The following is a 24431-nucleotide window of genomic DNA, read 5'->3' as shown; positions in this document are numbered from 1 at the left end:
TACCGGAATGGTAGTCTTTTTTTTGTGCGGTATGCTAAAATAGCTGTGTGATTGTATTTTTATTGAAATAAATTTAGGACAAAATAATAATATGAAAACGCTGTCATAAAATGTGAATAGAGTTGTGAACATAAGCAGGAAAAAGGGAAAATGGGGGATGTAATATGATTAGTATTCCGAAAGACGAATTTCAACAAATTCTTGTGAAGGATTTAATGATTTCATCGGAAAAAGTAGCTCATGTCCAAATTGGAAATAGTTTAGAACATGCTTTACTTGTTCTTGTAAAATCTGGATATTCAGCGATACCTGTCTTAGATCCAATGTATAAACTACATGGTTTGATTAGTACTGCCATGATATTAGATGGTATGTTAGGATTAGAACGTATTGAGTTTGAAAGGCTCGATGATATGAAAGTAGAGCAGGTGATGAAAGAAGATATACCTGTTCTTAAATTAGACGATTCATTTGCAAAAGCTTTAGAAATGACAATTGATCATCCTTTTATTTGCGCTGTTAATGAAGAAGGCTATTTTGAGGGGATTTTAACACGTCGGGCTATTTTAAAATTGTTGAATAAGAAAGTAAGGCAACATAATCGATAAAGTGAAAAAAGTGACTTCATAGAAACGAAGAAGTCACTTTTTTTCGTGCATATCACTTGTGTATGTATTATATTTAAAAAGACATAAAACATAAGGAAAGTTTGCGCTGGACAATTGTATTTTCTGAATGAAAGCATTCGGATAAATTAAGGATGAAAAGCTTATTGAAATAAGGTGTATGGAAGCTAAGGAAAGAGGGAGAAAGTTGCAAATTGATGATTTTCAAATGATGGTTGTGTTAGCTCAGGAATCAAATATGAGAAAAGCGGCGGAACGTTTATTTGTTTCCCAACCTGCGCTGAGTCAACGATTACAATCTATGGAGAAACAATGGGGAATGAAGTTTTTTATTCGCTCACAAAAAGGATTGACAATTACACCTGAAGGGGAAAAAGTTGCAAATTATGCCAAAGAAATGTTGCAAAGGGAAGAAGATATAAAAAGTGAGCTGGCTGTTTTCAGAACGGAAACTCATGGAACGTTAAAAATAGCTGTTGCATCAGTTATTGGTCAATATTGGCTCCCTCCTGTTTTGAAAAAGTTTGTGCATAAATATCCTTCTGTAAAGATATCGCTGTTTACTGGATGGAGTAGTGAAGTGCAAAAGCAGTTTTATGAAGGAGACGTGCATGTTGCTATACTGAGGGGAACACAAGAATATAAAGGTCAGAAGCAACAATTATTTGAAGATGAACTGTATTTAGTTGATAAAGAAATAAAAGATATTTCGATGTTAAAAGAAACAAATAGGCCGTTCATTCAATTTAAAAGTGACTCGACTTATTATGGACAAATACAAAATTGGTGGTATGGTTTATTTTCTAATCCGCCTAAGCGAACGATTGTAGTTGACCAAATTGAAACATGTAAACAACTTGTTTTAAATGGTATAGGTTATGCCCTTTTACCTTCTACTGTTTTAAAGGAAGTACAGGAAAATATGTATAAAACACCTGTTCAACTGACGAGAGAAACATGGTTGTTAACAAGTGACTCGGCAAGGCAGTTGAAGCAAGTACAAGCATTTTTAGAAATTATAGAAGAAATTCAAAGGGAAAAATAAGATTATTATCTTGCTACTCGCTCTTTCGTTTGGTAGAGTAACATTATAAATGGATTTAGGAGGCAACAAGAATGAAAATGATGGACGCTAACGAAATTATTTCGTTTATTCAAAAAAGTGAAAAGAAAACTCCTGTAAAGGTATACATAAAAGGGGATTTAAAAGAAGTAACATTCCCTGAAACAGTACAAGCATTTGTGAATAAAAAATCAGGTGTATTATTCGGAGAATGGTCTGAAATTAAGACAATTCTTGATGAGAATAATAAGCACATCGTTGACTACGTTGTAGAAAACGATCGTCGTAATTCTGCAATCCCAATGCTTGATTTAAAAGGTATTAAAGCTCGCATCGAGCCAGGTGCTATTATTCGTGACCATGTTGAAATTGGTGACAACGCTGTAATTATGATGAATGCAACAATTAACATTGGTGCTGTAATTGGTGAAGGTTCTATGATCGACATGAACGCAGTACTTGGTGGACGTGCAACAGTCGGTAAAAACTGTCACGTAGGTGCAGGTGCTGTACTTGCAGGTGTTATTGAGCCACCTTCTGCAAAACCAGTTATCGTTGAAGATGATGTAGTAATCGGTGCAAATGTAGTTGTTTTAGAGGGTGTTACAGTAGGTAAAGGTGCAGTTGTAGCAGCGGGAGCTGTTGTAACAGAAGATGTACCTCCATACACAGTTGTTGCAGGTACTCCAGCACGTGTAATCAAAGAAATTGATGAGAAGACAAAAGCAAAAACAGAAATTAAACAAGAGCTTCGTCAATTAAACCCAGAGAAATAAAAAGTAAAAAAAGCGTAAGAGCGTAAATGGGCTCTTACGCTTTTTATAGATAGAGGTGCAAAAATGACAGTAAGCAAATTTGTCCAAATTCGTAGAGATCTACATAGAATTCCAGAAATCGGATTTAAGGAATGGAAAACACAACAGTATATTTTAGATTATATAGGAACACTTTCTCATGAATTTGTGGAAGTGAAGACATGGAAAACGGGTGTAATCGTTAAAGTAAATGGAAAAAATCCCGAAAAAATAATAGGTTATCGTGCAGATATAGACGGTTTACCAATTACAGAGGAAACTGGATACGAGTTTGCTTCTATTCATGAAGGAATGATGCATGCATGTGGCCATGATGTACATACAACAATCGGTTTAGGCCTTCTAACGAAAGCTGTGAGCGAAAGAATAGATGATGACCTTGTATTTCTATTCCAGCCAGCAGAAGAAGGACCAGGCGGTGCTCTTCCTATGTTAGAAAGTGAAGAGTTAAAAGAATGGAAACCGAATATAATTCTTGGTCTTCATATTGCACCAGAATACGCTGTGGGGACAATTGCAACGAAAGAAGGACTGTTATTTGCCAATACTTCAGAATTATATATTGATTTAAAAGGGAAAGGTGGCCATGCTGCCTATCCGCATACTGCAAATGACATGATTGTTGCAGCGAGTCATCTTGTTACACAGCTTCAATCCGTTATTAGTCGCAATGTAAATCCTCTTGATAGTGCAGTAATTACAATCGGGAAAATTACTGGTGGTACGGTTCAAAATATTATTGCAGAAAAATCTCGTTTAGAAGGAACGATTCGAACATTATCAGTGGAATCAATGAAGCGTGTGAAAAGCAGAATTGAGTCAATTGTTGCAGGTATCGAAGCTTCTTTCCAGTGTGAGGCGATTATAGATTACGGAGCAATGTATCATCAAGTATATAACCATGAAGAGTTAACGAGAGAGTTTATGGAATTTGTACATAAACAAACTGATATGAATGTTATTACATGTACTGAGGCAATGACGGGTGAAGATTTTGGTTATATGCTTCGAGAAATCCCTGGATTTATGTTTTGGCTTGGAGTAAATTCAGAATATGGTTTACATCATGCAAAATTAAAACCAGACGAAGAAGTGATTGAAAAGGCAATTACATTTTTAAGCCAATATGTAAAGTGGAAAGGGAATAGAAAATAAAACTTCCACTTTCTTGAAGGTTCCAAAAAACTTTTTGTTCTGAGGTGTAAGTAACGCTCGTATAGATTGATTTTAGACATTTATATACAAATGGAAGAATTAAAGTTAATTGTACTGTTTTAATAATGAGCAGGGGGTTTAGCCACTGCTCATTATTAATTATTTGACTAACTTATATATGTTTACTTTTAGTATGAAAAGTGTGTAAAATCAATGTGAAACATAGAAAAAAGGGTGGGGAATTACGTGCAAATTAGCAGTGCGATTTTATGTTTCGTCTTATATGCGTATGTTATTATTGCGGCGGTTTATTTTGGGATAAGTTTTTATGCCTATCGTCTAGTAGATAATAATGAATATGACGAAACATACAAATGGGTGAAGAGATATTTATCACCTGTACTAGAAATTATGAATGGGTTTGTGCTCTTTTTATTTATTGGATTAATTGCTTTTTCAACGAGTTTAGTAGGGAATAAAACTACGTTATTTGTATTGGGTATCATTATTTTTATGTTGTTAGGAATAAGGATTGGTAATACGGTCTTTTGGAATGAAAGAAAAGTAGATGGTTGGACGGGAATGTTAATTCCGTGCATGTTAGCTGCAATCGTGACAAATATAGAGCATGAATATTATCAATTACATTTTTGGCTTATTATCGTTTTAACAATTCTTTCTGTTTTGTATATAAGCACAGTAGTACTAACGTATATTGCACATGAAAAAGGAGATGTTAAAGGCACTCGTTTCTTTAGAGGACGGGCATTATTTTGGAGTGTGCCGACGATGGTAGTTATCGCGCTTATTGCGATATTAGTAAATGGATATCAATTTTCTAATTGGCAACTATTTTTAGAAAATTGGTGGATCTTTATCTTTTCGTTTATTGCTTTTTTAGGTGCAACGCATTATTTATTCCATCAACATCATTACATATGGGCGTTGTTATTTGCATTCACACAGCTTCTATTTGCCTTTTTTGGTCAAGAAACATTATTATTCGTTTTTGAAACATTTAGTTCTTTTGGAAATATATTTGTATTTGCTATGCTACTTGTTGGTATCGCTTTTTACTTGCAACAATATTTTTATATACAAAAACAAAAATAAGAGCTAATCATAGTTTTTGTGACGCATATAAAGTGTGTTACACTGAAAATAAATAGTACTTGAAGTTATTGGAGGAATTCCCGTGGGTGAGAAAGAAAAAGAATTTGCTGTCATTGGACTTGGTCGCTTTGGTGGAAGTATTTGCCGAGAACTAGCTCAATTAGGAATGGAAGTAATGGCAATCGATTCAGATGAGGATAAAATTAATGAATTTGCAAATATAGCTTCGCATGCTGTAATTGCAGATTCAACAGATGAGATGGTATTAAAAAGCCTTGGTATTCGAAATTTTGATCACGTAGTCGTTGCTATTGGAGATAATTTAAATTCAAGTATTTTAACGACTTTGATTTTGAAAGAGTTGGGTGTAAAAAATATTACTGTAAAAGCTCAAAATGATTATCATGAAAAAGTGTTAAGTAAAATAGGTGCAGATCATATTGTGCATCCAGAACGTGATATGGGAAAAAGGATTGCTAATAATATTGCATCAAGCAATGTGCTAGACTACCTTGAGCTTTCAGATGAGCATAGTATTGTAGAGATTATTGCGAATAAAAAAATTGATGGGCACTCTTTAATTGAATTAGATATTCGTGCGAAGTTTGGATTGAATATTGTAGCAATTAAACGAGGCAAAGAAGTTATCGTATCCCCTCGAGCTACGGAGAATATTCAAGCAGGAGATATATTAATTGTCATTGGTCATGACGATGAAGTGGATCGATTTAAACACTTTTTAAGATAAGAGAAAAGAAAAGGACAATGCCTTCATGGCATTGTCCTTTTTTTTATATTTCCATAATGATTGGTAAAATCATTGGACGGCGTTTCGTTTTCTCATATAGGAATGGAGCTAATGTGTCTGTAATTTCATTTTTAATTTCAGACCATTGTGTTGTTTTACGCTCCATTACTTTTTCTAAATGAGTTGTAATTAATGTTTGTGCATCATTGATTAAATCGCTACTTTCACGCATGTAAACGAAACCGCGTGAGATGATATCAGGTCCTGCTGCAACTTTAAATTCTTTCATATCAATGCTTACAACTACAATTACAAGTCCTTCTTCAGAAAGGATACGACGATCGCGTAATACGATATTGCCAATATCTCCAATACCGTTTCCATCAATGTAGACCGAACCAGATGGGATTTTTCCAGCTACGCTAGCTTCATCCGAACGTAAAGCAAGAACATCGCCATTATCCATAATGAAGCAATTTTCTTCAGGGATGCCACAATCATTTGCTATGTTCATGTGCATACGCTGCATACGATATTCACCATGAATTGGCATGAAGTACTTCGGTTTAATTAGACGTAACATTAATTTTTGTTCTTCTTGTCCACCGTGTCCACTTGTATGGATATTTGAAAGTTTCCCATGAATTACATCAGCGCCAGCGCGGTACAACATGTTAATTGTACGACTTACGCTAATTGTATTTCCTGGAATTGGTGAAGAAGAGAAAACAACTGTATCTCCAGGAATAATTTGAATTTGGCGGTGTGTACCGTTTGCAATACGTGAAAGTGCTGCCATCGGTTCACCTTGACTACCTGTACATAAAATAACAACTTTATTAGCTGGTAAGCGGTTTAGTTGAGATGCATCTATGAATGTATCTTTCGGGCAACGAATATAACCAAGGTTTTGTCCAATTTCAATCGCTGCTTCCATACTTCGACCAAACACAGCTACTTTACGGTTGTTTTCAACAGCAGCTTCAACAACTTGTTGTAAGCGGTGAATATTTGATGCAAAGGTTGCGAATATAATCCGTCCTTCTACTTTACGGAAAATGTCTTGAATGCTATCACCAACGCGACGCTCAGACATAGTAAAGTTTGGAACTTCACTGTTCGTACTATCAGATAATAGACATAGTACGCCATCTTTACCGATTTCAGCCATTTTTGTTAAATCAGCTGGTTCACCAACTGGTGTGAAGTCAAATTTGAAGTCACCTGTATGAACAACTTGACCTTGAGGTGTTTTCACAACAACGCCGTACGAATCTGGAATACTGTGAGTTGTACGGAAGAAGGATACAGACGTTTTTTTGAATTTAATAACGTCATCTTCTTGAATCTCGTAAAGTTTTGCTTTACGAAGTAAGCCGTGTTCTTCTAATTTGTTTTTGATGAGTGCAATTGCTAATTTTCCGCCGTAAATTGGAATGTTCACTTGACGTAATAGGTAAGGGATTCCGCCGATATGATCTTCGTGACCATGTGTAATGAATAACCCTTTAATTTTATCTTCGTTTCGCACAAAATAAGTGTAGTCTGGTATTACATAATCGATTCCGAGAAGTTCGTCCTCTGGAAATTTAATTCCAGCATCAATTATAATAATTTCATCTTGAAATTGAACAGCGTATGTATTTTTACCGATTTCACCAAGCCCACCGAGAGCAAATACAGCAACTTGGTCGTTTTTTAGAAATTTCATATCGCTATACGATTTCCGCTAATGTTAAATCAGCGTTTTCTTTTTCATATTCAAGATGAGCGCCAGTAACAGACTGAACAAACTCGATATTATATGCGAACTTATTTAATTTTGTACGAACATCCTTTTCAGACGTAGCCTCTAAATATAAAACTTTTGTATTTTCACGTACTGGAACCTCAGTTAATTTTTCTTGATAAAATACTTTAAAAATCATTTGGAAAACCTCTCCTTGTCTATGTTTTGCATTATCTGTTACTTATTATAAAGCAAACAGTCACGATTTTCATGTTTTTTCGAATGAGAATGAAGAAAAAGCCCGAAATGGGCACAATTTAAGCGACTGTCTTTTTACGGACTAGACCATTTAAATAACGCTTGAGCTTTTTCTTCAGCTTCTTCAGCATGATTACTCCTTCCTTTCCTTATTTTAAACATGCCTATTACTAGTGAAAACTCTATCTCTGATATAAGAGATAGGACAAAAGTGAATGGTGAATCTTGTCCTTTCCCATACAGTGAAAGTTATTCTATAGTAACGATCAGTAGCCGTTAGTTATAGGTATAGTATGAGGAAGAATGGAAAAGAAAATTCATCCGAACAAGTATCTACATGTTTTACTAATATATATATGCAAAGTTTACAAATAAGGTCAGAAAGGGAACGCTTTCTTCACAGATGTTTAATATGTTATACTTTTTTTTAGAATTTGAAAAGTGATATTCAAAATAGGAATATAGAGTCTCAGAAAGGATTTTGACAAATGAATGATAAAATTGTCTTTTTTGATATTGATGGAACATTATTAGATCATGATAAAAAAATTCCGCAATCTACACGAGATGCAGTAAAACAGTTACAAGAAAAAGGTGTACATGTAGCAATTGCGACAGGGCGCGCGCCATTTATGTTCGAAGATATTCGTAAGGAACTTGATATACATAATTATGTTAGTTTTAATGGACAATATGTTGTCTTTGAAGATGAGGTAATATTTAATAATCCGTTACATCCAGATGCTTTACATAAGTTTACTCAGTTTGCAAAACAAGAAGGATATCCACTTGTATATCTTGACCATCAAGATATGAGAGCATCAGTGGAATATCATGATTATGTGAAAGAAGGCTTTGGAAGCTTAAACTTTGAGCATCCAGCATATGAGCCTAATTTTTATGAGGAACGTAATATTTATCAAACACTACTTTTTTGTGAAGTAAATGAAGAGGAAAAGTTTATTAATCATTATCCAGATTTCCATTTTATTCGTTGGCATGCATATTCAATGGATATCATTCCGAATGGTGGTTCTAAGGCAAAAGGAATTGAGAAATACATTGAAAAGTTAGGTTTTAATCGTGATCAAGTGTATGCATTTGGAGATGGCTTAAATGATTTAGAAATGATCGAAGCCGTTGGCACAGGTATTGTGATGGGAAATGGCCATGAAGACTTGAAAAAACTTGCAAATCATGTGACAAAGGATGTTAATGAAGACGGTATATATCATGGACTAAAGTGGGCTGGATTGCTATAAGTGAATATGGAACCCATTTCATAATAAAAAGGCGGAAGATTAACTTCCGCCTTTTTATTATTATCGCTCTAGAGGTTTGGAATCATCAGGAGCGGCAAAAGGATTTTCTTTATTGATATGGTCATAGAACATAACGCCATTTAAATGATCAATCTCGTGTTGGAATACGATTGCTGGTAAACCTTTTAAACGTAATTTTACTTCTTCTCCGTTAATAGAAGTTGCTTTTACTGTAATTCTTGTATAACGAGGAACATAACCAGGTACTTCGCGGTCTACAGATAGACAGCCTTCACCACCCTGTAAATATGTACGTTCAACAGAATGGCTAATGATTTTTGGATTGAATAATGCATGGCTATATAATGTACCATCCGCATCGGTTACATGAACTGCAATCATTTTTTTTGAAACACCGATTTGCGGAGCCGCTAATCCGATTCCAGGGCGTAAACTATATTTTTCAGCCATTTCAGGATCTTGGCTATTTATTACGAATTCAATCATTTCTTTTAAGGTAGTTGTATCTTCTTCGCTTGCCGGTAAGGACACCTCTTCTGCAACGTTGCGCAAAATAGGATCTCCTTCGCGAATAACATCTTTCATTGTAAGCATATGTAATCTCTCCTTTCCTCTTTAGTCTACCAAAGGAGATGGAAAAAGTCATCGGCAAGAAAGGGAAGGCATTTTGGAAATCGTTCTATTATAGAGTAGTTATGTATGTGATAAAAAGAAAAAGACGGCAAAGCCGTCTTTTTCTTTCCATAGTTGTTTCGTTTTACAATTAGCGAATGCAAGCAGCACCAACGATAATTAAAAGAATAAACAACACAACGATTAAGGCGAAGCCGCGTCCAGACCCGCCACAAGAACCGCCATAACCGTAGGAAGGATATGAACAAGTTGGATAGCAATATGAGTATCCGTACATGAGATGACCTCCTTTATCATTTCCCGCTAATACTGCGGTTACTATAATGTATGGAAGAGAGGGTAGAAATGTATAGGTATTTACCTAAAAAAGGAAGAGTAGTTTGTATATTTTTGTTACGAAGAGAGAAAAACTAAAGAGAATTAAATCGTTTACATATTATTCTAAGAGAAAAAATAAGTGAAAAAGGGAATAATATAACAGTAGGTCAATGCTTACTAATACAGATGTAAAAAATAAAAACACGTTTGTGTAGTAGAAACCTGCATATTATTTATAAAAAAACGTATTCAAAGTAATTGACATCGTAATTAGAATAGTTGTAAACTAAAAAACGTGATCAAGATTGTATTAATATGTTTCTGAAAAAACATTAGTACAGATTGTTAGGTACACAAAATTATTCTCAACCGACATACAAACATGTTGGTTTACATCGTTGCGCTTTTTAAACTGGAAAATAGCCAGTGAAAGCGTTTCAGAATATGGTTCAAGAGAGGAAGAGGTGAACGGAATGGGTACTAAAACAAAAAAGACCCTATTTAATGTTGATGAGCAAATGAAAGCTATCGCAGCTCAATTTGAAACATTACAAATTTTAAATGAAAACGGTGAAGTTGTGAATGAAGCAGCTATGCCTGAATTATCTGATGATCAATTAAAAGAATTAATGCGTCGTATGGTGTATACTCGCGTATTAGATCAACGTTCTATTTCTTTAAACCGTCAAGGACGTTTAGGTTTCTACGCACCTACAGCTGGACAAGAAGCTTCTCAATTAGCAAGTCATTTCGCACTTGAAGCAGAAGACTTCATCTTACCAGGATACCGTGATGTACCACAATTAGTATGGCACGGATTACCATTATACCAAGCATTCTTATTCTCTCGTGGACACTTCATGGGTAACCAAATGCCTGAGAATGTAAATGCATTAGCTCCACAGATCATTATCGGTGCGCAAATCATCCAAACTGCTGGTGTTGCGTTAGGTATGAAACTACGTGGTAAAAAATCTGTTGCAATTACTTACACTGGTGACGGTGGTGCTTCACAAGGTGACTTCTACGAAGGTATGAACTTTGCAGGTGCATTCAAAGCTCCAGCAATCTTCGTTGTTCAAAACAACCGTTATGCAATCTCTACTCCAGTAGAAAAGCAATCTGCAGCTAAAACTGTAGCACAAAAAGCAGTAGCAGCAGGTATTTACGGAATTCAAGTAGACGGTATGGATCCATTAGCTGTATACGCAGCAACTGCTTTCGCTCGTGAGCGCGCAGTAAATGGCGAAGGCCCTACTTTAATCGAGACTTTAACATTCCGTTACGGTCCACATACAATGGCTGGTGATGACCCAACTCGTTACCGTACAAAAGATATCGAAAACGAATGGGAACAAAAAGACCCAATCGTACGCTTCCGTAAGTTCTTAGAAGCTAAAGGCCTATGGTCTCAAGAAGTTGAAGAGACAGTAATCGAAGAAGCAAAAGAAGATATCAAACAAGCAATTGCTAAGGCTGACCAAGCTCCAAAACAAAAAGTAACTGATTTAATGGAAATCATGTACGAAAAAATGCCTTACAACTTAGCTGAACAATATGAAATCTACAAAGAAAAGGAGTCGAAGTAAGCCATGGCTCAAATGACAATGATTCAAGCAATCACTGATGCTTTACGCGTTGAAATGAAAAATGACCCTAACGTACTTGTATTTGGTGAAGACGTTGGTGTAAACGGCGGTGTATTCCGTGCTACTGAAGGTTTACAAGCTGAATTTGGTGAAGATCGTGTAATGGATACTCCACTTGCAGAGTCTGGTATTGGTGGACTTGCAGTTGGTCTTGCACTTGAAGGATTCCGTCCAGTTCCAGAAATCCAATTCTTCGGTTTCGTTTATGAAGTAATGGATTCAATTTCTGGTCAATTAGCTCGTATGCGTTACCGTTCTGGTGGACGTTGGACTGCTCCAGTAACAGTTCGTTCTCCATTCGGTGGTGGTGTTCATACTCCTGAACTTCATGCTGATAGCTTAGAAGGATTAGTGGCTCAACAACCTGGTCTAAAAGTTGTTATTCCATCTACTCCATACGATGCTAAAGGTCTTTTAATCTCTGCGATTCGTGACAACGATCCAGTTATCTACTTAGAGCATATGAAATTGTACCGTTCATTCCGTCAAGAGGTACCAGAAGGTGATTACACAATTGATTTAGGTAAAGCTGATATCAAACGTGAAGGTACAGATGTATCTGTTATCGCTTACGGTGCTATGGTTCACGCTGCATTAAAAGCTGCTGAAGAACTTGAAAAAGAAGGTATCTCTTTAGAGGTTGTTGACTTACGTACAGTTCAACCATTAGATATCGAAACAATCATCGCTTCTGTTGAAAAAACAGGTCGCGTAGTTGTAGTTCAAGAAGCTCAAAAACAAGCTGGTATTGCAGCTAACGTTGTAGCGGAAATTAACGACCGTGCAATCTTAAACTTAGAAGCTCCAGTTGTACGTGTTGCAGCTGCTGATACAGTATTCCCATTCTCTCAAGCAGAGAGCGTATGGTTACCAAACCACAAAGATATTGTTGAAGCTGTAAACAAAGTAATGAACTTCTAATTTTTAGCTTTTCATGTGCAAAAGAAATCAGCACATGCTGGTTTCTTTTGTACATATTCCATAATAATGAAATGAATCAGGGGGCTGAATTCCGTGGCATTTGAATTTAAACTACCAGATATCGGTGAAGGTATCCACGAAGGTGAAATCGTAAAATGGTTTATTAAACCAGGCGATGAAGTAAACGAAGACGATGTACTTCTTGAAGTACAAAATGATAAAGCAGTAGTAGAAATCCCTTCTCCTGTTAAAGGTAAAGTACTTGAAGTACTTGTAGAAGAAGGAACAGTTGCAATCGTAGGAGATACATTAATTAAATTTGATGCTCCTGGATACGAAAACCTTAAATTTAAAGGTGACGATCATGATGAAGCTCCAAAAGCTGAAGAAGCAGCAGTAGAAGCTCCAGCAGCGGAAGCTACTCCAGCAGCAACTGCAGAAGTAGTAAATGAGCGCGTAATCGCTATGCCATCTGTTCGTAAATACGCTCGTGAAAAAGGTGTAGACATTCATAAAGTAGCTGGTACTGGTAAGAATGGCCGTATCGTAAAAGCTGACATCGATGCATTTGCAAATGGTGGACAAACTGTAGCAGCAACTGAGGCTCCAGCAGCAGTAGAAGCTACTCCAGCAGCAGCGAAAGAAGAAGCACCAAAAGCACAACCAATCCCAGCTGGTGAATATCCAGAAACTCGTGAGAAAATGAGTGGTATCCGTAAAGCGATTGCGAAAGCAATGGTTAACTCTAAACACACAGCTCCTCACGTAACATTAATGGACGAAGTAGATGTAACAGAACTTGTTGCTCACCGTAAGAAGTTCAAAGCAGTAGCAGCTGACAAAGGTATTAAATTAACTTACCTTCCGTACGTTGTTAAAGCTTTAACATCTGCATTACGTGAATACCCAATGTTAAACACTTCTTTAGACGATGCATCTCAAGAAGTAGTTCATAAACATTACTTCAATATCGGTATCGCAGCTGATACAGACAAAGGTCTATTAGTACCAGTTGTTAAAGATACAGATCGTAAGTCTATCTTCACAATCTCTAACGAGATCAATGATCTTGCTGGTAAAGCACGTGAAGGTCGTCTAGCTCCAGCTGAAATGAAAGGTGCTTCTTGCACAATTACAAACATTGGTTCTGCAGGTGGACAATGGTTCACTCCAGTTATCAACCACCCAGAAGTAGCAATCCTTGGTATCGGCCGTATCGCTGAAAAACCAGTTGTGAAAAACGGTGAGATCGTTGCAGCTCCAGTATTAGCATTATCTCTAAGCTTTGACCATCGTTTAATTGACGGTGCAACTGCTCAAAAAGCGTTAAACCAAATTAAACGTCTATTGAATGACCCACAATTATTAGTAATGGAGGCGTAATAACAATGGTAGTAGGAGATTTCCCAATTGAATTAGATACAGTCGTTGTTGGTGCAGGTCCTGGTGGATACGTTGCGGCAATTCGTGCAGCACAATTAGGTCAAAAGGTAGCAATCATTGAAAAAGCTAACCTTGGTGGCGTATGCTTAAACGTTGGATGTATTCCTTCAAAAGCGTTAATCAATGCAGGTCATCGTTATGAGAATGCAATGCATTCTGATGACATGGGTATTACTGCAGAAAACGTAAAAGTTGACTTTACAAAAGTTCAAGAATGGAAAAACGGCGTAGTTAAGAAATTAACTGGCGGTGTTGAAGGCCTTCTTAAAGGTAACAAAGTTGAAATCATTCGCGGTGAAGCTTACTTCGTAGATGCTAATACATTACGCGTTATGACTGAAGATGCAGCTCAAACTTATACGTTTAAAAATGCTGTTCTTGCAACTGGTTCTACACCAATCGAAATTCCAGGATTCAAATACTCTAAACGTGTTATCAACTCTACAGGTGCTTTAAGCTTACCTGAAATTCCTAAAAAACTTGTTGTAATCGGCGGCGGTTACATCGGTATGGAATTAGGTACTGCATATGCTAACTTCGGTACAGAAGTTACTGTAGTAGAAGCTGGCGACGAAATCTTAGCTGGTTTCGAAAAAGCTATGAGCTCTGTTGTTAAACGCGCTCTACAGAAAAAAGGTAACGTAAATATCCATACAAAAGCTATGGCTAAAGGCGTTGAAGAGACAGAAACTGGCGTAAAAGTTAGCTTTGAGGTTAAAGGTGAAATCCAAACTGTAGAAGCAGATTACGTATTAGTAACTGTAGGTCGTCGTCCAAACACTCAAGAAATCGGTCTTGAGCAAGTTGGAGTTAAAATGACTGACCGCGGCATCATCGAAATCGATGAGCAATGTCGTACAAATGTACCAAACATCTATGCAATCGGTGATATCGTTCCTGGACCACCATTAGCTCACAAAGCTTCTTACGAAGGTAAAGTAGCTGTAGAAGCAATTAGTGGCCATGCATCAGCTATCGATTACATCGGAATTCCTGCAGTATGCTTCACTGATCCAGAATTAGCATCTGTTGGTTACACTAAAAAACAAGCTGAAGAAGCTGGAATGACTGTAACTGTATCTAAGTTCCCATTCGCTGCTAACGGTCGTGCATTATCATTAAACAGCACTGACGGTTTCTTACAACTTGTAACACGTAAAGAAGATGGTCTTCTTGTAGGTGCTCAAGTTGCAGGTGCAGGTGCTTCTGATATTATCTCTGAGATTGGTTTAGCTATCGAAGCTGGAATGACAGCTGAAGATATCGCTCAAACAATCCATGCTCACCCAACATTAGGTGAAATCACAATGGAAGCAGCTGAAGTTGCTCTTGGAATGCCAATTCACATTGTAAAATAATTTAAGTAATGTAAATAGCCCTTCTCTTATTGTAAGAGAGGGGCTATTTTTATTTTCATCAAATGACTTGCAAGGTCTTTAAACGTACTTGTCGAATGAATGTATAATACTTTAACAAATGATTCCGGCTTAACTTACTTCAAAGGTAATATATATCATCCTATAATATGTAATTGATTCAAACGTAACCCCATATATTAATAAAATAGAGCATGTCAAAGGAGAAGGTTCCATGAAAATATTACATGTTATATTTTATCATTTACTACTATGGAGTGGCTTTTCCACTGTATTAACATTATCGAATGGTGATAAGTTTCATTATAAAGTTATTCTTTTTTTCGTATTTCTATATTTAGCCTATGTAATAGCATATTTTGTATTGCACGTAAGAAAGCAAGCTTTATTTCTTACATGTTCGAATTGTATATTATTTTTAATCATATTATCTATTTTTTAAATTAGCGTTTATAAAAATACATTGTTCTTCCATTAAATAATTGTAACTCTCCTTCTAATTTCTTCGCTAAAAAACGGCAAAATTCATTTGCTTTCCCTTTGTCACCAAATGTTGCATTAGGTGGTAAAGAAACTTGGATGAAAGATTGTTCATTTTCTATACCAACACCAATATAAATTGAGTCATACCGGTCGTGATTGGATTGAAGTTTTAATGTTGTTGTAGATGTATCTAAAATTTCATAAGGAAAAGCGGTATTTGTATACGTGTAATTAATTTGGGCACCAGTTTTAGAAGTAACTGTTTTATAATAATGAAAAAGTTGTTTTATATCATCTATTGAAACTGATTGTTGGTTGGATTTCGGTACAAGCGTAATAAAGGCGTGTTGCATATAAGTTCCCCCTAACTTAGTAGAATACTATCATTCTACATCCTACTGAATTTTTTGACAATTAAAAGGAGTATTACATGTTTTGTTTAATATACTATTAATGAAACGTGATGTAGAAAGGTGGAAACCAATGTTTGAAAAATTGTATGATGAGCATGAAAGTGTGAAGGTACGATTTTTAGGGTTTATGACACATGATACACGTTATGATTTTGGTGTTATTTATACAAATATGTTTTTTGGAAAGCCGCTCATTGTTTGTATGCAAACAGGAAGGTCTACTTTACTCGGACGAGATGATGTAGAGAATGTTCAATATATACAGGAGATTTTTAAATTAGGATCAGAAGAGGAAGCAAAGGAGTTAGCTCAGTTTTTCAAATTTCTAGTTCCGTCAACTTCTTTACATGCGGAATATGAAGAATAATTAATGTGAAACAGTCGTACTTATAAATATGGCTGTTTTTTATTTGAATATCGCATACTAATTTAAATTTAAAATATTTAATGTGTTATACTAAAAACCTATTGACGTAAAAAGTATAACATATTAAAATAAAGACAGAAAGTTAAGCGGTTACAAAAAGTTTTTGGGATTATAAACTTAGGGGGAAATGAAAAATGGGAACAATCGTATGTCAAGATTGTGAAGGTACAATTGCACACTTCGAAGATGAGAAAGTAACGGTACTTTACGGGAAATGTGGATCTTGCGGATGTGATCACACAGAGCATACAAAAGCCCAATAATTGATAGGAAATGGACAGCTAAAAGTTTTTAGGACCATAAACTTAGGGGGAAATGAAAAATGGGAACAATCGTATGCCAAGTATGTGAAGGAACAATCGGACATTTTGAAGATGAGAAAACGACGGTACTTTACGGAAAATGCGGAACAAATTGTGACTGTGCTAGAAAAGATAATGCGAAAGCTTAATGATAAATAAATAGATAGATTACTATTGAAACTCAGGGGGAAATGAAAATGGGAACAATCGTATGCCAAGTATGTGAAGGAACAATTGGACATTTTGAAGATGAAAAATCAACAGTACTATACGGGAAATGTGGATCTCATTGCGAATGTGACCATAAAGAACATACAAAAGCTTAATAATAAGAAAAAGCGCCTACATGTGTAGGCGCTTTTTTAATAAATTGTAGTTGTATGACCAACTGTTGCAACGATTGCATCATCCCTAATCGGAATAAAGCTTATGGAGGTCTGTGGTGTACTAGAAGAAGCGTATTGGCTCATTATACGACTATCGATACGGGTAATAGTATCGGTCAAGAAAGCTGAAATAAAAGCGTAAGGGACTCGTCGTTCATTTAATGAATAAATAATTTCTTCTTTTGTTTTTACACCTACGCCATGCCCGTAAAAAAAGAAATTTCCTAAATAGATTGTATTTTCTCCTTGCCATTCAATCGTAGCTGGATTTACTTGTGGGTTTTTAAAGTAAACGAGGTCACCTGGAACAAGATCGCCACCGTTTTTTGTTATAAGCCTTAGATCTTGGTCGTAGTCCCATGTATAAAGTAAAAGGTTTGCAAATAGACGATTGAAAGTTTCTTCCTCATACAATGATAGTAAAGCTTTATAAAAAATAATGATCATAGCGGTTGCGCATTCAGTTCCATATAGTTTTCCGTTTTTGAAAATATCCTGTATGGCAATAGAAGGTGGTATGTTTGGAAGAAGCTCGAATCCCCCAAGAGACGTTCTTTTCCAATACTGGGGGTTGCAAAAGGATTGTTGAAATGTACGAAACTGAAATCCACTTTGAAAAAGCTCTAGTGCAGAGATAATAATATTAACTCGTAAATTGAGATCAAAGCTGAGTTCATCAGCTGTTCGGAAGGAATAAACTTCTTGATTTCCTGCCATTATTGATAAAATTTGTTGTTTCTCTGCTGCAAATGGCTCATATTCATTTGTAATATAAGGATGTACAATAGAACGGCCTATTACAATCATAATAGTATCCCCACCTATACGTTACATTCTTAAGTATCGTATGAAGAAAAGGAAAAAAGGTGAAAAAAAGCCTATCAACTGATAGGCTTGTACTCTTTAATAACACGTAATGTTTGTAATGTCATATCTTCAGGACCTTGTACAGGTAAACCTGCTTCTAAGTTTTTACGAATATACTCTAAGTTTTCTTGTGTAATAATTTCCCCCGGAGTAAAGATTGGAATCCCTGGCGGATAAACCATAACAAAATCAGCTATAATACGACCCGCTGCATTTTCAAATGGAATGACTTCTGTTTCCGAATAAAAAGCATCTCGAGGAGAAAGTGCTAGCACTGGAATTTCTGGAATCTCTACTTGTACTTGAACACCTTTATCTGCCCTATTTCTAAATGTTGCTGCTAAATCTTGTAATGCTGCAATAAGTGTATTTGTATCACTTTCTGTATCTCCCAAAGTGATAAGACATAGTATGTTGTATAGATCTGAGAGTTCTACTTCAATGTTATATTGCTCTCTAAGCCATACTTCAGCTTGGTGGCCGGTAATACCTAAATCTTTTACAGATACAATTATCTTTGTAGGATCATAGTTAAAGGTAGCATCTGTACCTAACATTTCTTTTCCAGGACAGTAAAGATGCTCAATAGAATTTATAGCATCACGAACATGCTCAGCTAATTGTATTGTTTGTTCTATGAGTGCTGTTCCTTCTGTAGCAAGACGTTTTCTCGCAACATCAAGGGATGCTAACAAGATGTAAGAAGTTGATGTAGTTGTAAGCATGCTAATAATAGATTGGACATGCTTTACATTCACTAAGCCTTCTTTCACATTAAGAATAGAACTTTGAGTTAAAGAGCCTCCTAATTTGTGAACACTTGTTGCTGCCATATCCGCACCAGCTTGCATCGCTGACATAGGTAATTCATCGTGAAAATGAATATGAACACCATGAGCTTCGTCGACTAGTACAGGGATGTCATAAGAATGTGCTAATTGTACAATCTGTTCTAAGTCTGCAGCAAACCCAAAGTACGTTGGGTTAATAACAAGTAAGCCCTTTGCATCTGAGTGCTCTTCAAGTGCTTTTTTGACAGATTGAATTGTGATTCCATGAGAAATACCGAGCTTCGGATCGATTTCAGGATGCATGAAAATCGGTTTTGCACCTGAGAAAATAATAGCTGACATTACTGATTTATGCACGTTTCGTGGTACTAGGATTTTGTCACCAGGACCGCAAACGCTCATCACCATTGTCATAATAGCGCCACTTGTACCTTGAATAGAAAAGAAAGTATGATCTGCACCGAATGCGGCTGCTGCTAAATCTTGTGCTTCTTTAATCATACCTTTTGGATGATGTAAATCATCGAGTGGCGCAATATTAATTAAATCAATTGCTAATGCATTATGCCCAATAAATTCGCGAAATGTAGGATCCATGCCCTGTCCTTTTTTATGACCAGGAATATGGAATTGAATTGGATTTCGCTTACTGTGCTCAACTAAAGCGGTAAACAATGGTGTTTCGTATTGGGACAATCTATACACCCCTTCTTCTTCATAATATTTAGTGTAATTTGTTTTATATAATCCTGCTCTAAAAAAGTGTAGCCCTTTTTAGAATAAGGCTTGTTTTTCTGCCATTCAAAAAATCGTTTTTGAGATGGTAGCTTCACTTTATTTTCTATAAAACAAAAGCATTATATCACCAATAATTATAGATGTATAGAAAAAAATCTTTTTAAGGTGAGTATGTTTAATAGTTAGCCTCAACTAATGAATAGAGGAAGACAATTCCATTAAAATGAATAAATAGTGTATAATGCAGAGTGGCTATAATGAAGAATAAAATATTCTCTTTAAGATAGCATAATGAAACAAGAAGAAATGATAAATGAGGTGCGAAATGGAATATCAATATCCGTTAGATTATGATTGGTCAAATGAGGAAATGGTTACAATGGTGAAGTTTTATGAAGCGATTGAGAAAGCTTATGAAAAAGGAATTATAAGAGAAGAGTTAATGGGTTTATATCGTCGTTTTAAAGAGATTGTTCCATCGAAAGCAGAAGAAAAGAAAATTGATAAAGAATTTCAAGAAGTAAGTGGATACTCTATATATCGTGCTATTCAAAGGGCAAAAGAAGTCGAAGAACAAAAGCTTGTAAAAATGTAAAAAATATTTTGAAAAATAAAAACTGAAGTGATATAATGTGATAACAACTAAAAACGGACAATATAAATTGTCCGTTTTCTACTATCGATTACAAAGTGCATATAAAGGAAGGAGTGATTGCATCGTAGATTCAATCTTAGCAAGGAATTGTTCGTTGGTCATTGCTGAAAACTCCTCTGGTGATATATGAATACCAACTAATAATTCTGCTTTTTTTACAGTAGCTAATCGTTCAATCATCTTTTGTAAGTCTTCGGTTTCAAGTGTTTTATGTAATTTCACACTTGGTTTAGTATGGTCAATGGACCAAACGAAGTCATTTGGAATATTTGTTTTTAAATCATTTAAATGTTCTAAGAAGGCATGAGCCGTCTCAACTTTTTGTGGACACTCATAGATTAAACCAAAGTATATGAAGGCATGAGTACCCCATAAGCCGATTTGGAAATGCGGTAGCATTTTATATCCTCGTTTATTTGTTGAAAAAGCAACCCAAGTATCGTTTGGTGGATTGACTTTGCGGCGTGCGTGTTTTGCAACATGATAAAAAAAGTTCTCATCAGTTTGTTTGGATAAGTATTCTGCAAATTGTTCCCCTAAAGCTTCTAGCTTAGGATGAATGTTCGTTTTAATTGCACTCATTCGTTCTTCGAGACCATCAACTGTAAAGACATCAAAATCAGTTGACTTGAATGTTTGTATTGTCATGATTGTTCCTCCAACTCCTATTTTGCTTTTATTTTAGCATAGCTTGTACTATTCATAAAAAAAACAGCACAAAAAAATTTAAATAAAAAAATATAATTTTGTTGCATAGATGATTTATCCAACATAGTATAGTATAAAACAAAAAATCAGAAAATTGAATTAATTCTAGTCCGAGGGCAGACGAATATTGGGAGGAGGCAAATAATATGAGACAGGTGATTAATGCGTTAAAGAGAACAGATGCTGAAAAGAGAATACCGGTGCTACGTTTGGAGCTAGATTATGAATTAGCAACTTTATATGATGCGATGATGGAAGATGATAACCAGAAAAAAGAAGAGTGTGTACAAAAGTTAGAAGTGTTAAGACTTGAAATGATTCGTTTAGAAGCGTAATAATAGTATATGTATAAAAAATTAGTTGGTGCGAACCTTATAAAGGGTTCGTTTTTTCTGTGAACAGTATAGATCGGAGTGTTTAAACATGCAAGAAGTATGGAAAGACATCGATGCACACGCCAAACGGTGGATTCGGGATGCAGGAGAGCATTTAATGGCATCAATGAAAAAAGCACTTATTATAGAAACAAAATCAAATGCAGCTGACTTAGTTACAAATATGGACCGAGAGATAGAACAGTTTTTAATTGGGAAAATTAAAGAAACATTCCCGAATCATAATATTTTAGGAGAAGAGGGTTATGGAGACGAGATAACGTCTTCTGACGGGGTTGTTTGGTTAATTGATCCAATTGACGGCACGATGAACTTTGTTCATCAAAAAAGAAATTTTGCGATTTCAATTGGGATTTATGAGAACGGTATCGGAAAGATTGGACTTATATATGATCCAGTGCATGATGAACTATATCATGCAGTCAAGGGATCTGGAGCTTTTTGTAATGATATATCAATTCCTCCATTGGAAAAAGGAACTGTAGAGCAAGGTATTGTAGCTTTAAATGCGATATGGCTTACAGATAATCCATTGCTTAATATGGAAAGTATGATGGCACTTGTTAAGAAAGCAAGGGGCACAAGGTCATATGGCTGTGCAGCGTTAGAGATGGTATACGTTGCAACAGGAAGAATAGATGCATATGTAACGCCGAGATTATCACCATGGGATTTTGGCGGAGGGCAGATAATTGTAGAAGAAGTTGGAGGTAAGGTGACGACATTCTCTGGAGCGCCACTTTCTATCATAGAGAAGAGCAGTGTGTTAGTTGCAAAACCAGGAGTGTATGAAGAAGTGTTATCGTTTATATGAGAGCAACAAAAAAAGTAAGAGGCTGTGTATAAGCTTCTTACTTTTTAGCGTTATTGTGATTTGCGCATTTTTCTTTTTGTTACAAAACCGTATCCAACTGTAACAAATGTGCCGATAATGCAAATAATAATACCGATTGGACTATTTTCAGCAATCATAATGCCGATACCGATTAAGAAAATAACACCGATAATTGCAGTTAATAAAAAGCGATATTGAATGTGTTCCATTTCTTCACCCTCCAATCTCATTTTACTTTCACAAAAGTAAGAATACAACTATATTTTCATTCTTGCTTTTATTTTAATTGCTATTGTATCCCCTTCGCTCTTATAATAGAGAAGGATTAAAAAGACATTAGGAGTTGGACATGTTGAAAAAACGACAAGATTTACGTAATATAGCAATTATTGCCCACGTTGACCATGGTAAAACAACACTTGTTGACCAGTTATTACGTCAAGCGGGGACTTTCCGTGCGAACGAACACGTTGAAGAACGCGCAATGGATTCAAATGATCTAGAAAGAGAACGCGGTATTACAATTTTAGCGAAAAATACAGCGATTCACTATGAAGATAAAAGAATTAACATTTTAGATACACCTGGTCACGCTGACTTCGGTGGAGAAGTAGAACGTATCATGAAAATGGTTGATGGTGTTTTACTTGTTGTTGATGCATATGAAGGTTGTATGCCACAAACACGATTTGTTTTAAAGAAAGCTCTTGAGCAAAACTTAACTCCAATCGTAGTTGTAAACAAAATTGACCGTGACTTCGCTCGTCCAGATGAAGTAGTTGATGAAGTAATCGACTTATTCATTGAGCTTGGTGCAAACGAAGATCAATTAGAGTTCCCAGTTGTATTTGCATCAGCAATGAACGGAACAGCAAGCTTAGATTCAAATCCAGCAAATCAAGAAGAGAATATGAAATCATTATTCGATACAATTATCGAACATATTCCAGCACCAATTGATAACAGCGAAGAGCCACTTCAATTCCAAGTAGCACTTCTTGATTACAACGACTACGTTGGACGTATTGGAGTTGGTCGCGTATTCCGCGGTACAATGAAGGTTGGACAACAAGTTGCTTTAATGAAAGTAGACGGAAGCGTGAAGCAATTCCGCGTAACGAAATTATTCGGTTACATGGGATTAAAACGTCAAGAAATTGAAGAAGCAAAAGCAGGGGACTTAGTAGCCGTTTCTGGTATGGAAGACATTAACGTAGGTGAAACAGTATGTCCAGTTGAACATCAAGATGCGTTACCATTATTACGTATTGATGAGCCAACACTACAAATGACGTTCCTTGTAAATAACAGCCCATTTGCAGGTCGTGAAGGTAAATACATTACATCTCGTAAAATTGAAGAGCGTCTTCGTTCACAATTAGAAACAGATGTAAGTTTACGTGTAGATAATACAGATTCTCCTGATGCGTGGATCGTATCTGGACGTGGGGAACTACATTTATCTATCTTAATTGAAAACATGCGTCGTGAAGGTTATGAATTACAAGTATCTAAGCCAGAAGTAATCATTAAAGAAGTTGATGGCGTAAGATGTGAGCCTGTAGAGCGCGTACAAATCGATGTACCTGAAGAATACACTGGTTCTATTATGGAATCTATGGGTGCACGTAAAGGTGAAATGTTAGATATGGTGAATAACGGAAACGGTCAAGTTCGCCTTACTTTCATGGTTCCAGCACGTGGTTTAATTGGTTACACAACAGAATTCTTAACATTAACTCGTGGTTACGGTATTTTAAACCATACATTCGATTGCTACCAACCAGTACACGCTGGACAAGTTGGTGGACGTCGCCAAGGTGTTCTAGTTTCACTTGAAACAGGAAAAGCATCACAATACGGTATTATGCAAGTTGAAGACCGTGGTGTAATCTTCGTTGAACCAGGTACAGAAGTATATGCTGGTATGATTGTCGGAGAACACACTCGTGAGAACGACTTAACAGTTAACGTTGTGAAAATGAAACAACAAACTAACATTCGTTCTGCGACGAAAGATCAAACTTCAACAATGAAGAAACCACGCCTAATGACTTTAGAAGAATCATTAGAGTACTTAAACGATGACGAGTTCTGTGAAGTAACTCCAGAATCAATTCGTCTACGTAAAAAGATTCTTGATAAGAGTGAGCGCGAAAGAGCTGCTAAGAAAAAGAAATCTGTTGAAGCGTAAAAATAAAAAAACAACGCCCTTTATAAAGGGCGTTGTTTTTTTATTTTGTTTATTTTTTTAGAATATTTACTCTTTTTTGTGGACAGTATTTTTTTTGCGAGTTACTC

Annotated in this window: 29 protein-coding genes; 20 read left to right on the top strand and 9 right to left on the bottom strand. The window is 36.0% G+C overall.

What is annotated here, in order from left to right; translation table 11 throughout:
* Nucleotides 1-164 precede the first annotated feature (164 nt).
* From cbpB to DN399_RS19510, 6 genes are all read left to right on the top strand, one after another.
* A complete protein-coding gene (cbpB, locus tag DN399_RS19535) occupies nt 165-608 on the top strand; it encodes a cyclic-di-AMP-binding protein CbpB (protein ID WP_000623579.1) in 444 nt (147 codons plus the stop codon).
* A gap of 178 nt (nt 609-786) precedes the next feature.
* Nucleotides 787-1671 carry a transcriptional regulator CcpC gene (locus DN399_RS19530; RefSeq protein ID WP_001987174.1) on the top strand — a complete coding sequence of 295 codons (885 nt, stop codon included), beginning with the start codon at nt 787-789 and terminating at the stop codon, nt 1669-1671.
* 71 nt (nt 1672-1742) lie between these two features.
* Nucleotides 1743-2465 carry a 2,3,4,5-tetrahydropyridine-2,6-dicarboxylate N-acetyltransferase gene (gene dapD / locus DN399_RS19525; RefSeq protein WP_000783241.1) on the top strand — a complete coding sequence of 241 codons (723 nt, stop codon included), beginning with the start codon at nt 1743-1745 and terminating at the stop codon, nt 2463-2465.
* Between the two features lie 63 nt (nt 2466-2528).
* The gene (locus DN399_RS19520; RefSeq protein ID WP_000218672.1) at nt 2529-3659 is read left to right on the top strand and encodes an N-acetyldiaminopimelate deacetylase; all 1131 of its coding nucleotides are present in this window, start codon (nt 2529-2531) and stop codon (nt 3657-3659) included.
* 246 nt (nt 3660-3905) lie between these two features.
* Nucleotides 3906-4772: a cytochrome c oxidase assembly protein gene (locus tag DN399_RS19515; RefSeq protein WP_001167324.1), complete on the top strand. Its 867-nt coding sequence runs from the start codon at nt 3906-3908 to the stop codon at nt 4770-4772.
* Between the two features lie 82 nt (nt 4773-4854).
* Complete coding sequence (locus tag DN399_RS19510; protein WP_000504032.1) at nt 4855-5520, top strand: potassium channel family protein; 666 nt, start codon at nt 4855-4857, stop codon at nt 5518-5520.
* A 43-nt stretch (nt 5521-5563) separates the two neighbouring features.
* Here the strand turns inward: DN399_RS19510 and rnjA are convergent, their stop codons facing one another.
* A complete protein-coding gene (rnjA, locus tag DN399_RS19505) occupies nt 5564-7231 on the bottom strand; it encodes a ribonuclease J1 (protein ID WP_000670377.1) in 1668 nt (555 codons plus the stop codon).
* Between the two features lie 4 nt (nt 7232-7235).
* Entirely contained in the window at nt 7236-7448 is a 213-nt protein-coding gene (locus DN399_RS19500; protein ID WP_000576435.1) for a DNA-dependent RNA polymerase subunit epsilon, read from the bottom strand.
* A gap of 547 nt (nt 7449-7995) precedes the next feature.
* Here DN399_RS19500 and DN399_RS19490 point away from each other — a divergent pair.
* Entirely contained in the window at nt 7996-8769 is a 774-nt protein-coding gene (locus DN399_RS19490) for a Cof-type HAD-IIB family hydrolase (RefSeq protein ID WP_000998268.1), read from the top strand.
* Nucleotides 8770-8829: 60 nt separating this feature from the next.
* Here DN399_RS19490 and def read toward each other — a convergent pair whose 3' ends face one another.
* Both def and DN399_RS19480 read right to left on the bottom strand, forming a co-directional pair.
* Nucleotides 8830-9384, bottom strand: coding sequence for a peptide deformylase (def, locus tag DN399_RS19485; RefSeq protein WP_000957048.1), 555 nt, complete (start codon nt 9382-9384; stop codon nt 8830-8832).
* Nucleotides 9385-9553: 169 nt separating this feature from the next.
* Nucleotides 9554-9700, bottom strand: a complete 147-nt coding sequence (locus tag DN399_RS19480) for a YjcZ family sporulation protein (RefSeq protein WP_000274562.1) — start codon at nt 9698-9700, stop codon at nt 9554-9556.
* Between the two features lie 514 nt (nt 9701-10214).
* Between DN399_RS19480 and pdhA the strand changes: the two genes are divergently transcribed.
* The 5 genes from pdhA (at nt 10215) to DN399_RS19455 (ending at nt 15572) form a co-directional block, all read left to right on the top strand.
* A complete protein-coding gene (gene pdhA, locus DN399_RS19475) occupies nt 10215-11330 on the top strand; it encodes a pyruvate dehydrogenase E1 component subunit alpha (RefSeq protein WP_000536895.1) in 1116 nt (371 codons plus the stop codon).
* A gap of 3 nt (nt 11331-11333) precedes the next feature.
* Nucleotides 11334-12311, top strand: coding sequence for a pyruvate dehydrogenase complex E1 component subunit beta (gene pdhB / locus DN399_RS19470; protein ID WP_000068168.1), 978 nt, complete (start codon nt 11334-11336; stop codon nt 12309-12311).
* 93 nt (nt 12312-12404) lie between these two features.
* Nucleotides 12405-13694: a pyruvate dehydrogenase complex dihydrolipoyllysine-residue acetyltransferase gene (gene pdhC / locus DN399_RS19465; protein ID WP_000863419.1), complete on the top strand. Its 1290-nt coding sequence runs from the start codon at nt 12405-12407 to the stop codon at nt 13692-13694.
* Between the two features lie 5 nt (nt 13695-13699).
* Nucleotides 13700-15112 (top strand): dihydrolipoyl dehydrogenase, encoded by a 1413-nt coding sequence (gene lpdA, locus DN399_RS19460; protein WP_000260104.1) that lies wholly within the window; start codon nt 13700-13702, stop codon nt 15110-15112.
* Between the two features lie 232 nt (nt 15113-15344).
* Nucleotides 15345-15572, top strand: coding sequence for a hypothetical protein (locus DN399_RS19455; protein WP_000697469.1), 228 nt, complete (start codon nt 15345-15347; stop codon nt 15570-15572).
* A gap of 1 nt (nt 15573) precedes the next feature.
* On the opposite strand, the gene DN399_RS19450 is transcribed toward DN399_RS19455, so the two are convergent.
* The gene (locus DN399_RS19450; protein ID WP_001163299.1) at nt 15574-15966 is read right to left on the bottom strand and encodes a DUF1885 family protein; all 393 of its coding nucleotides are present in this window, start codon (nt 15964-15966) and stop codon (nt 15574-15576) included.
* Nucleotides 15967-16096: 130 nt separating this feature from the next.
* Here DN399_RS19450 and DN399_RS19445 point away from each other — a divergent pair, with 130 nt between their 5' ends.
* The 4 genes from DN399_RS19445 to DN399_RS19430 all read left to right on the top strand — a co-directional run bounded on the left by DN399_RS19445 (nt 16097) and on the right by DN399_RS19430 (nt 17081).
* Complete coding sequence (locus tag DN399_RS19445; RefSeq protein WP_000462038.1) at nt 16097-16393, top strand: DUF3055 domain-containing protein; 297 nt, start codon at nt 16097-16099, stop codon at nt 16391-16393.
* A 194-nt stretch (nt 16394-16587) separates the two neighbouring features.
* Nucleotides 16588-16716, top strand: a complete 129-nt coding sequence (locus tag DN399_RS19440; protein WP_000536778.1) for a GapA-binding peptide SR1P — start codon at nt 16588-16590, stop codon at nt 16714-16716.
* A 59-nt stretch (nt 16717-16775) separates the two neighbouring features.
* The gene (locus tag DN399_RS19435; RefSeq protein ID WP_000536803.1) at nt 16776-16904 is read left to right on the top strand and encodes a GapA-binding peptide SR1P; all 129 of its coding nucleotides are present in this window, start codon (nt 16776-16778) and stop codon (nt 16902-16904) included.
* 48 nt (nt 16905-16952) lie between these two features.
* Nucleotides 16953-17081, top strand: coding sequence for a GapA-binding peptide SR1P (locus tag DN399_RS19430; protein WP_000536796.1), 129 nt, complete (start codon nt 16953-16955; stop codon nt 17079-17081).
* A 36-nt stretch (nt 17082-17117) separates the two neighbouring features.
* Here the strand turns inward: DN399_RS19430 and DN399_RS19425 are convergent, their stop codons facing one another.
* Both DN399_RS19425 and speA read right to left on the bottom strand, forming a co-directional pair.
* Complete coding sequence (locus DN399_RS19425; protein WP_000635337.1) at nt 17118-17948, bottom strand: protein-glutamine gamma-glutamyltransferase; 831 nt, start codon at nt 17946-17948, stop codon at nt 17118-17120.
* Between the two features lie 74 nt (nt 17949-18022).
* The gene (gene speA, locus DN399_RS19420) at nt 18023-19495 is read right to left on the bottom strand and encodes an arginine decarboxylase (protein WP_000084899.1); all 1473 of its coding nucleotides are present in this window, start codon (nt 19493-19495) and stop codon (nt 18023-18025) included.
* Nucleotides 19496-19862: 367 nt separating this feature from the next.
* Between speA and DN399_RS19415 the strand changes: the two genes are divergently transcribed.
* Nucleotides 19863-20132 carry a UPF0223 family protein gene (locus tag DN399_RS19415; RefSeq protein ID WP_000456562.1) on the top strand — a complete coding sequence of 90 codons (270 nt, stop codon included), beginning with the start codon at nt 19863-19865 and terminating at the stop codon, nt 20130-20132.
* Between the two features lie 81 nt (nt 20133-20213).
* Here the strand turns inward: DN399_RS19415 and DN399_RS19410 are convergent, their stop codons facing one another.
* Nucleotides 20214-20840: a YktB family protein gene (locus DN399_RS19410; protein WP_000155317.1), complete on the bottom strand. Its 627-nt coding sequence runs from the start codon at nt 20838-20840 to the stop codon at nt 20214-20216.
* A 206-nt stretch (nt 20841-21046) separates the two neighbouring features.
* Between DN399_RS19410 and DN399_RS19405 the strand changes: the two genes are divergently transcribed.
* Complete coding sequence (locus DN399_RS19405) at nt 21047-21235, top strand: hypothetical protein (protein WP_001250165.1); 189 nt, start codon at nt 21047-21049, stop codon at nt 21233-21235.
* Between the two features lie 88 nt (nt 21236-21323).
* Nucleotides 21324-22109, top strand: a complete 786-nt coding sequence (locus DN399_RS19400; protein ID WP_001158701.1) for an inositol monophosphatase family protein — start codon at nt 21324-21326, stop codon at nt 22107-22109.
* 50 nt (nt 22110-22159) lie between these two features.
* On the opposite strand, the gene DN399_RS19395 is transcribed toward DN399_RS19400, so the two are convergent.
* Nucleotides 22160-22339 carry a DUF5325 family protein gene (locus tag DN399_RS19395; RefSeq protein ID WP_000400127.1) on the bottom strand — a complete coding sequence of 60 codons (180 nt, stop codon included), beginning with the start codon at nt 22337-22339 and terminating at the stop codon, nt 22160-22162.
* Nucleotides 22340-22479: 140 nt separating this feature from the next.
* Here DN399_RS19395 and typA point away from each other — a divergent pair, with 140 nt between their 5' ends.
* Nucleotides 22480-24324, top strand: a complete 1845-nt coding sequence (typA, locus tag DN399_RS19390; RefSeq protein ID WP_000914762.1) for a translational GTPase TypA — start codon at nt 22480-22482, stop codon at nt 24322-24324.
* The last annotated feature ends 107 nt before the right edge of the window (nt 24325-24431 follow it).

Source organism: Bacillus sp. AR4-2, from assembly GCF_008274865.1.
Taxonomy (GTDB): Bacteria; Bacillota; Bacilli; order Bacillales; family Bacillaceae_G; genus Bacillus_A; species Bacillus_A cereus.
The sequence above is the reverse complement of the archived record's forward strand: the minus strand, read 5'-3'. Positions and strand labels throughout refer to the sequence as shown.

Bases quoted from the DNA above. Each gene is read 5' to 3' on its own strand.
- cbpB (WP_000623579.1), top strand. From the start codon at position 165: ATGATTAGTATTCCGAAAGACGAATTTCAACAAATTCTTGTGAAGGAT.
- DN399_RS19530 (WP_001987174.1), top strand. From the start codon at position 787: ATGGAAGCTAAGGAAAGAGGGAGAAAGTTGCAAATTGATGATTTTCAA.
- dapD (WP_000783241.1), top strand. From the start codon at position 1,743: ATGAAAATGATGGACGCTAACGAAATTATTTCGTTTATTCAAAAAAGT.
- DN399_RS19520 (WP_000218672.1), top strand. From the start codon at position 2,529: ATGACAGTAAGCAAATTTGTCCAAATTCGTAGAGATCTACATAGAATT.
- rnjA (WP_000670377.1), bottom strand. From the start codon at position 7,231: ATGAAATTTCTAAAAAACGACCAAGTTGCTGTATTTGCTCTCGGTGGG.
- DN399_RS19500 (WP_000576435.1), bottom strand. From the start codon at position 7,448: ATGATTTTTAAAGTATTTTATCAAGAAAAATTAACTGAGGTTCCAGTA.
- DN399_RS19490 (WP_000998268.1), top strand. From the start codon at position 7,996: ATGAATGATAAAATTGTCTTTTTTGATATTGATGGAACATTATTAGAT.
- def (WP_000957048.1), bottom strand. From the start codon at position 9,384: ATGCTTACAATGAAAGATGTTATTCGCGAAGGAGATCCTATTTTGCGC.
- DN399_RS19480 (WP_000274562.1), bottom strand. From the start codon at position 9,700: ATGTACGGATACTCATATTGCTATCCAACTTGTTCATATCCTTCCTAC.
- pdhA (WP_000536895.1), top strand. From the start codon at position 10,215: ATGGGTACTAAAACAAAAAAGACCCTATTTAATGTTGATGAGCAAATG.
- pdhB (WP_000068168.1), top strand. From the start codon at position 11,334: ATGGCTCAAATGACAATGATTCAAGCAATCACTGATGCTTTACGCGTT.
- lpdA (WP_000260104.1), top strand. From the start codon at position 13,700: ATGGTAGTAGGAGATTTCCCAATTGAATTAGATACAGTCGTTGTTGGT.
- DN399_RS19455 (WP_000697469.1), top strand. From the start codon at position 15,345: ATGAAAATATTACATGTTATATTTTATCATTTACTACTATGGAGTGGC.
- DN399_RS19450 (WP_001163299.1), bottom strand. From the start codon at position 15,966: ATGCAACACGCCTTTATTACGCTTGTACCGAAATCCAACCAACAATCA.
- DN399_RS19445 (WP_000462038.1), top strand. From the start codon at position 16,097: ATGTTTGAAAAATTGTATGATGAGCATGAAAGTGTGAAGGTACGATTT.
- DN399_RS19440 (WP_000536778.1), top strand. From the start codon at position 16,588: ATGGGAACAATCGTATGTCAAGATTGTGAAGGTACAATTGCACACTTC.
- DN399_RS19435 (WP_000536803.1), top strand. From the start codon at position 16,776: ATGGGAACAATCGTATGCCAAGTATGTGAAGGAACAATCGGACATTTT.
- DN399_RS19430 (WP_000536796.1), top strand. From the start codon at position 16,953: ATGGGAACAATCGTATGCCAAGTATGTGAAGGAACAATTGGACATTTT.
- DN399_RS19425 (WP_000635337.1), bottom strand. From the start codon at position 17,948: ATGATTGTAATAGGCCGTTCTATTGTACATCCTTATATTACAAATGAA.
- DN399_RS19415 (WP_000456562.1), top strand. From the start codon at position 19,863: ATGGAATATCAATATCCGTTAGATTATGATTGGTCAAATGAGGAAATG.
- DN399_RS19410 (WP_000155317.1), bottom strand. From the start codon at position 20,840: ATGACAATACAAACATTCAAGTCAACTGATTTTGATGTCTTTACAGTT.
- DN399_RS19405 (WP_001250165.1), top strand. From the start codon at position 21,047: ATGAGACAGGTGATTAATGCGTTAAAGAGAACAGATGCTGAAAAGAGA.
- DN399_RS19400 (WP_001158701.1), top strand. From the start codon at position 21,324: ATGCAAGAAGTATGGAAAGACATCGATGCACACGCCAAACGGTGGATT.
- DN399_RS19395 (WP_000400127.1), bottom strand. From the start codon at position 22,339: ATGGAACACATTCAATATCGCTTTTTATTAACTGCAATTATCGGTGTT.
- typA (WP_000914762.1), top strand. From the start codon at position 22,480: ATGTTGAAAAAACGACAAGATTTACGTAATATAGCAATTATTGCCCAC.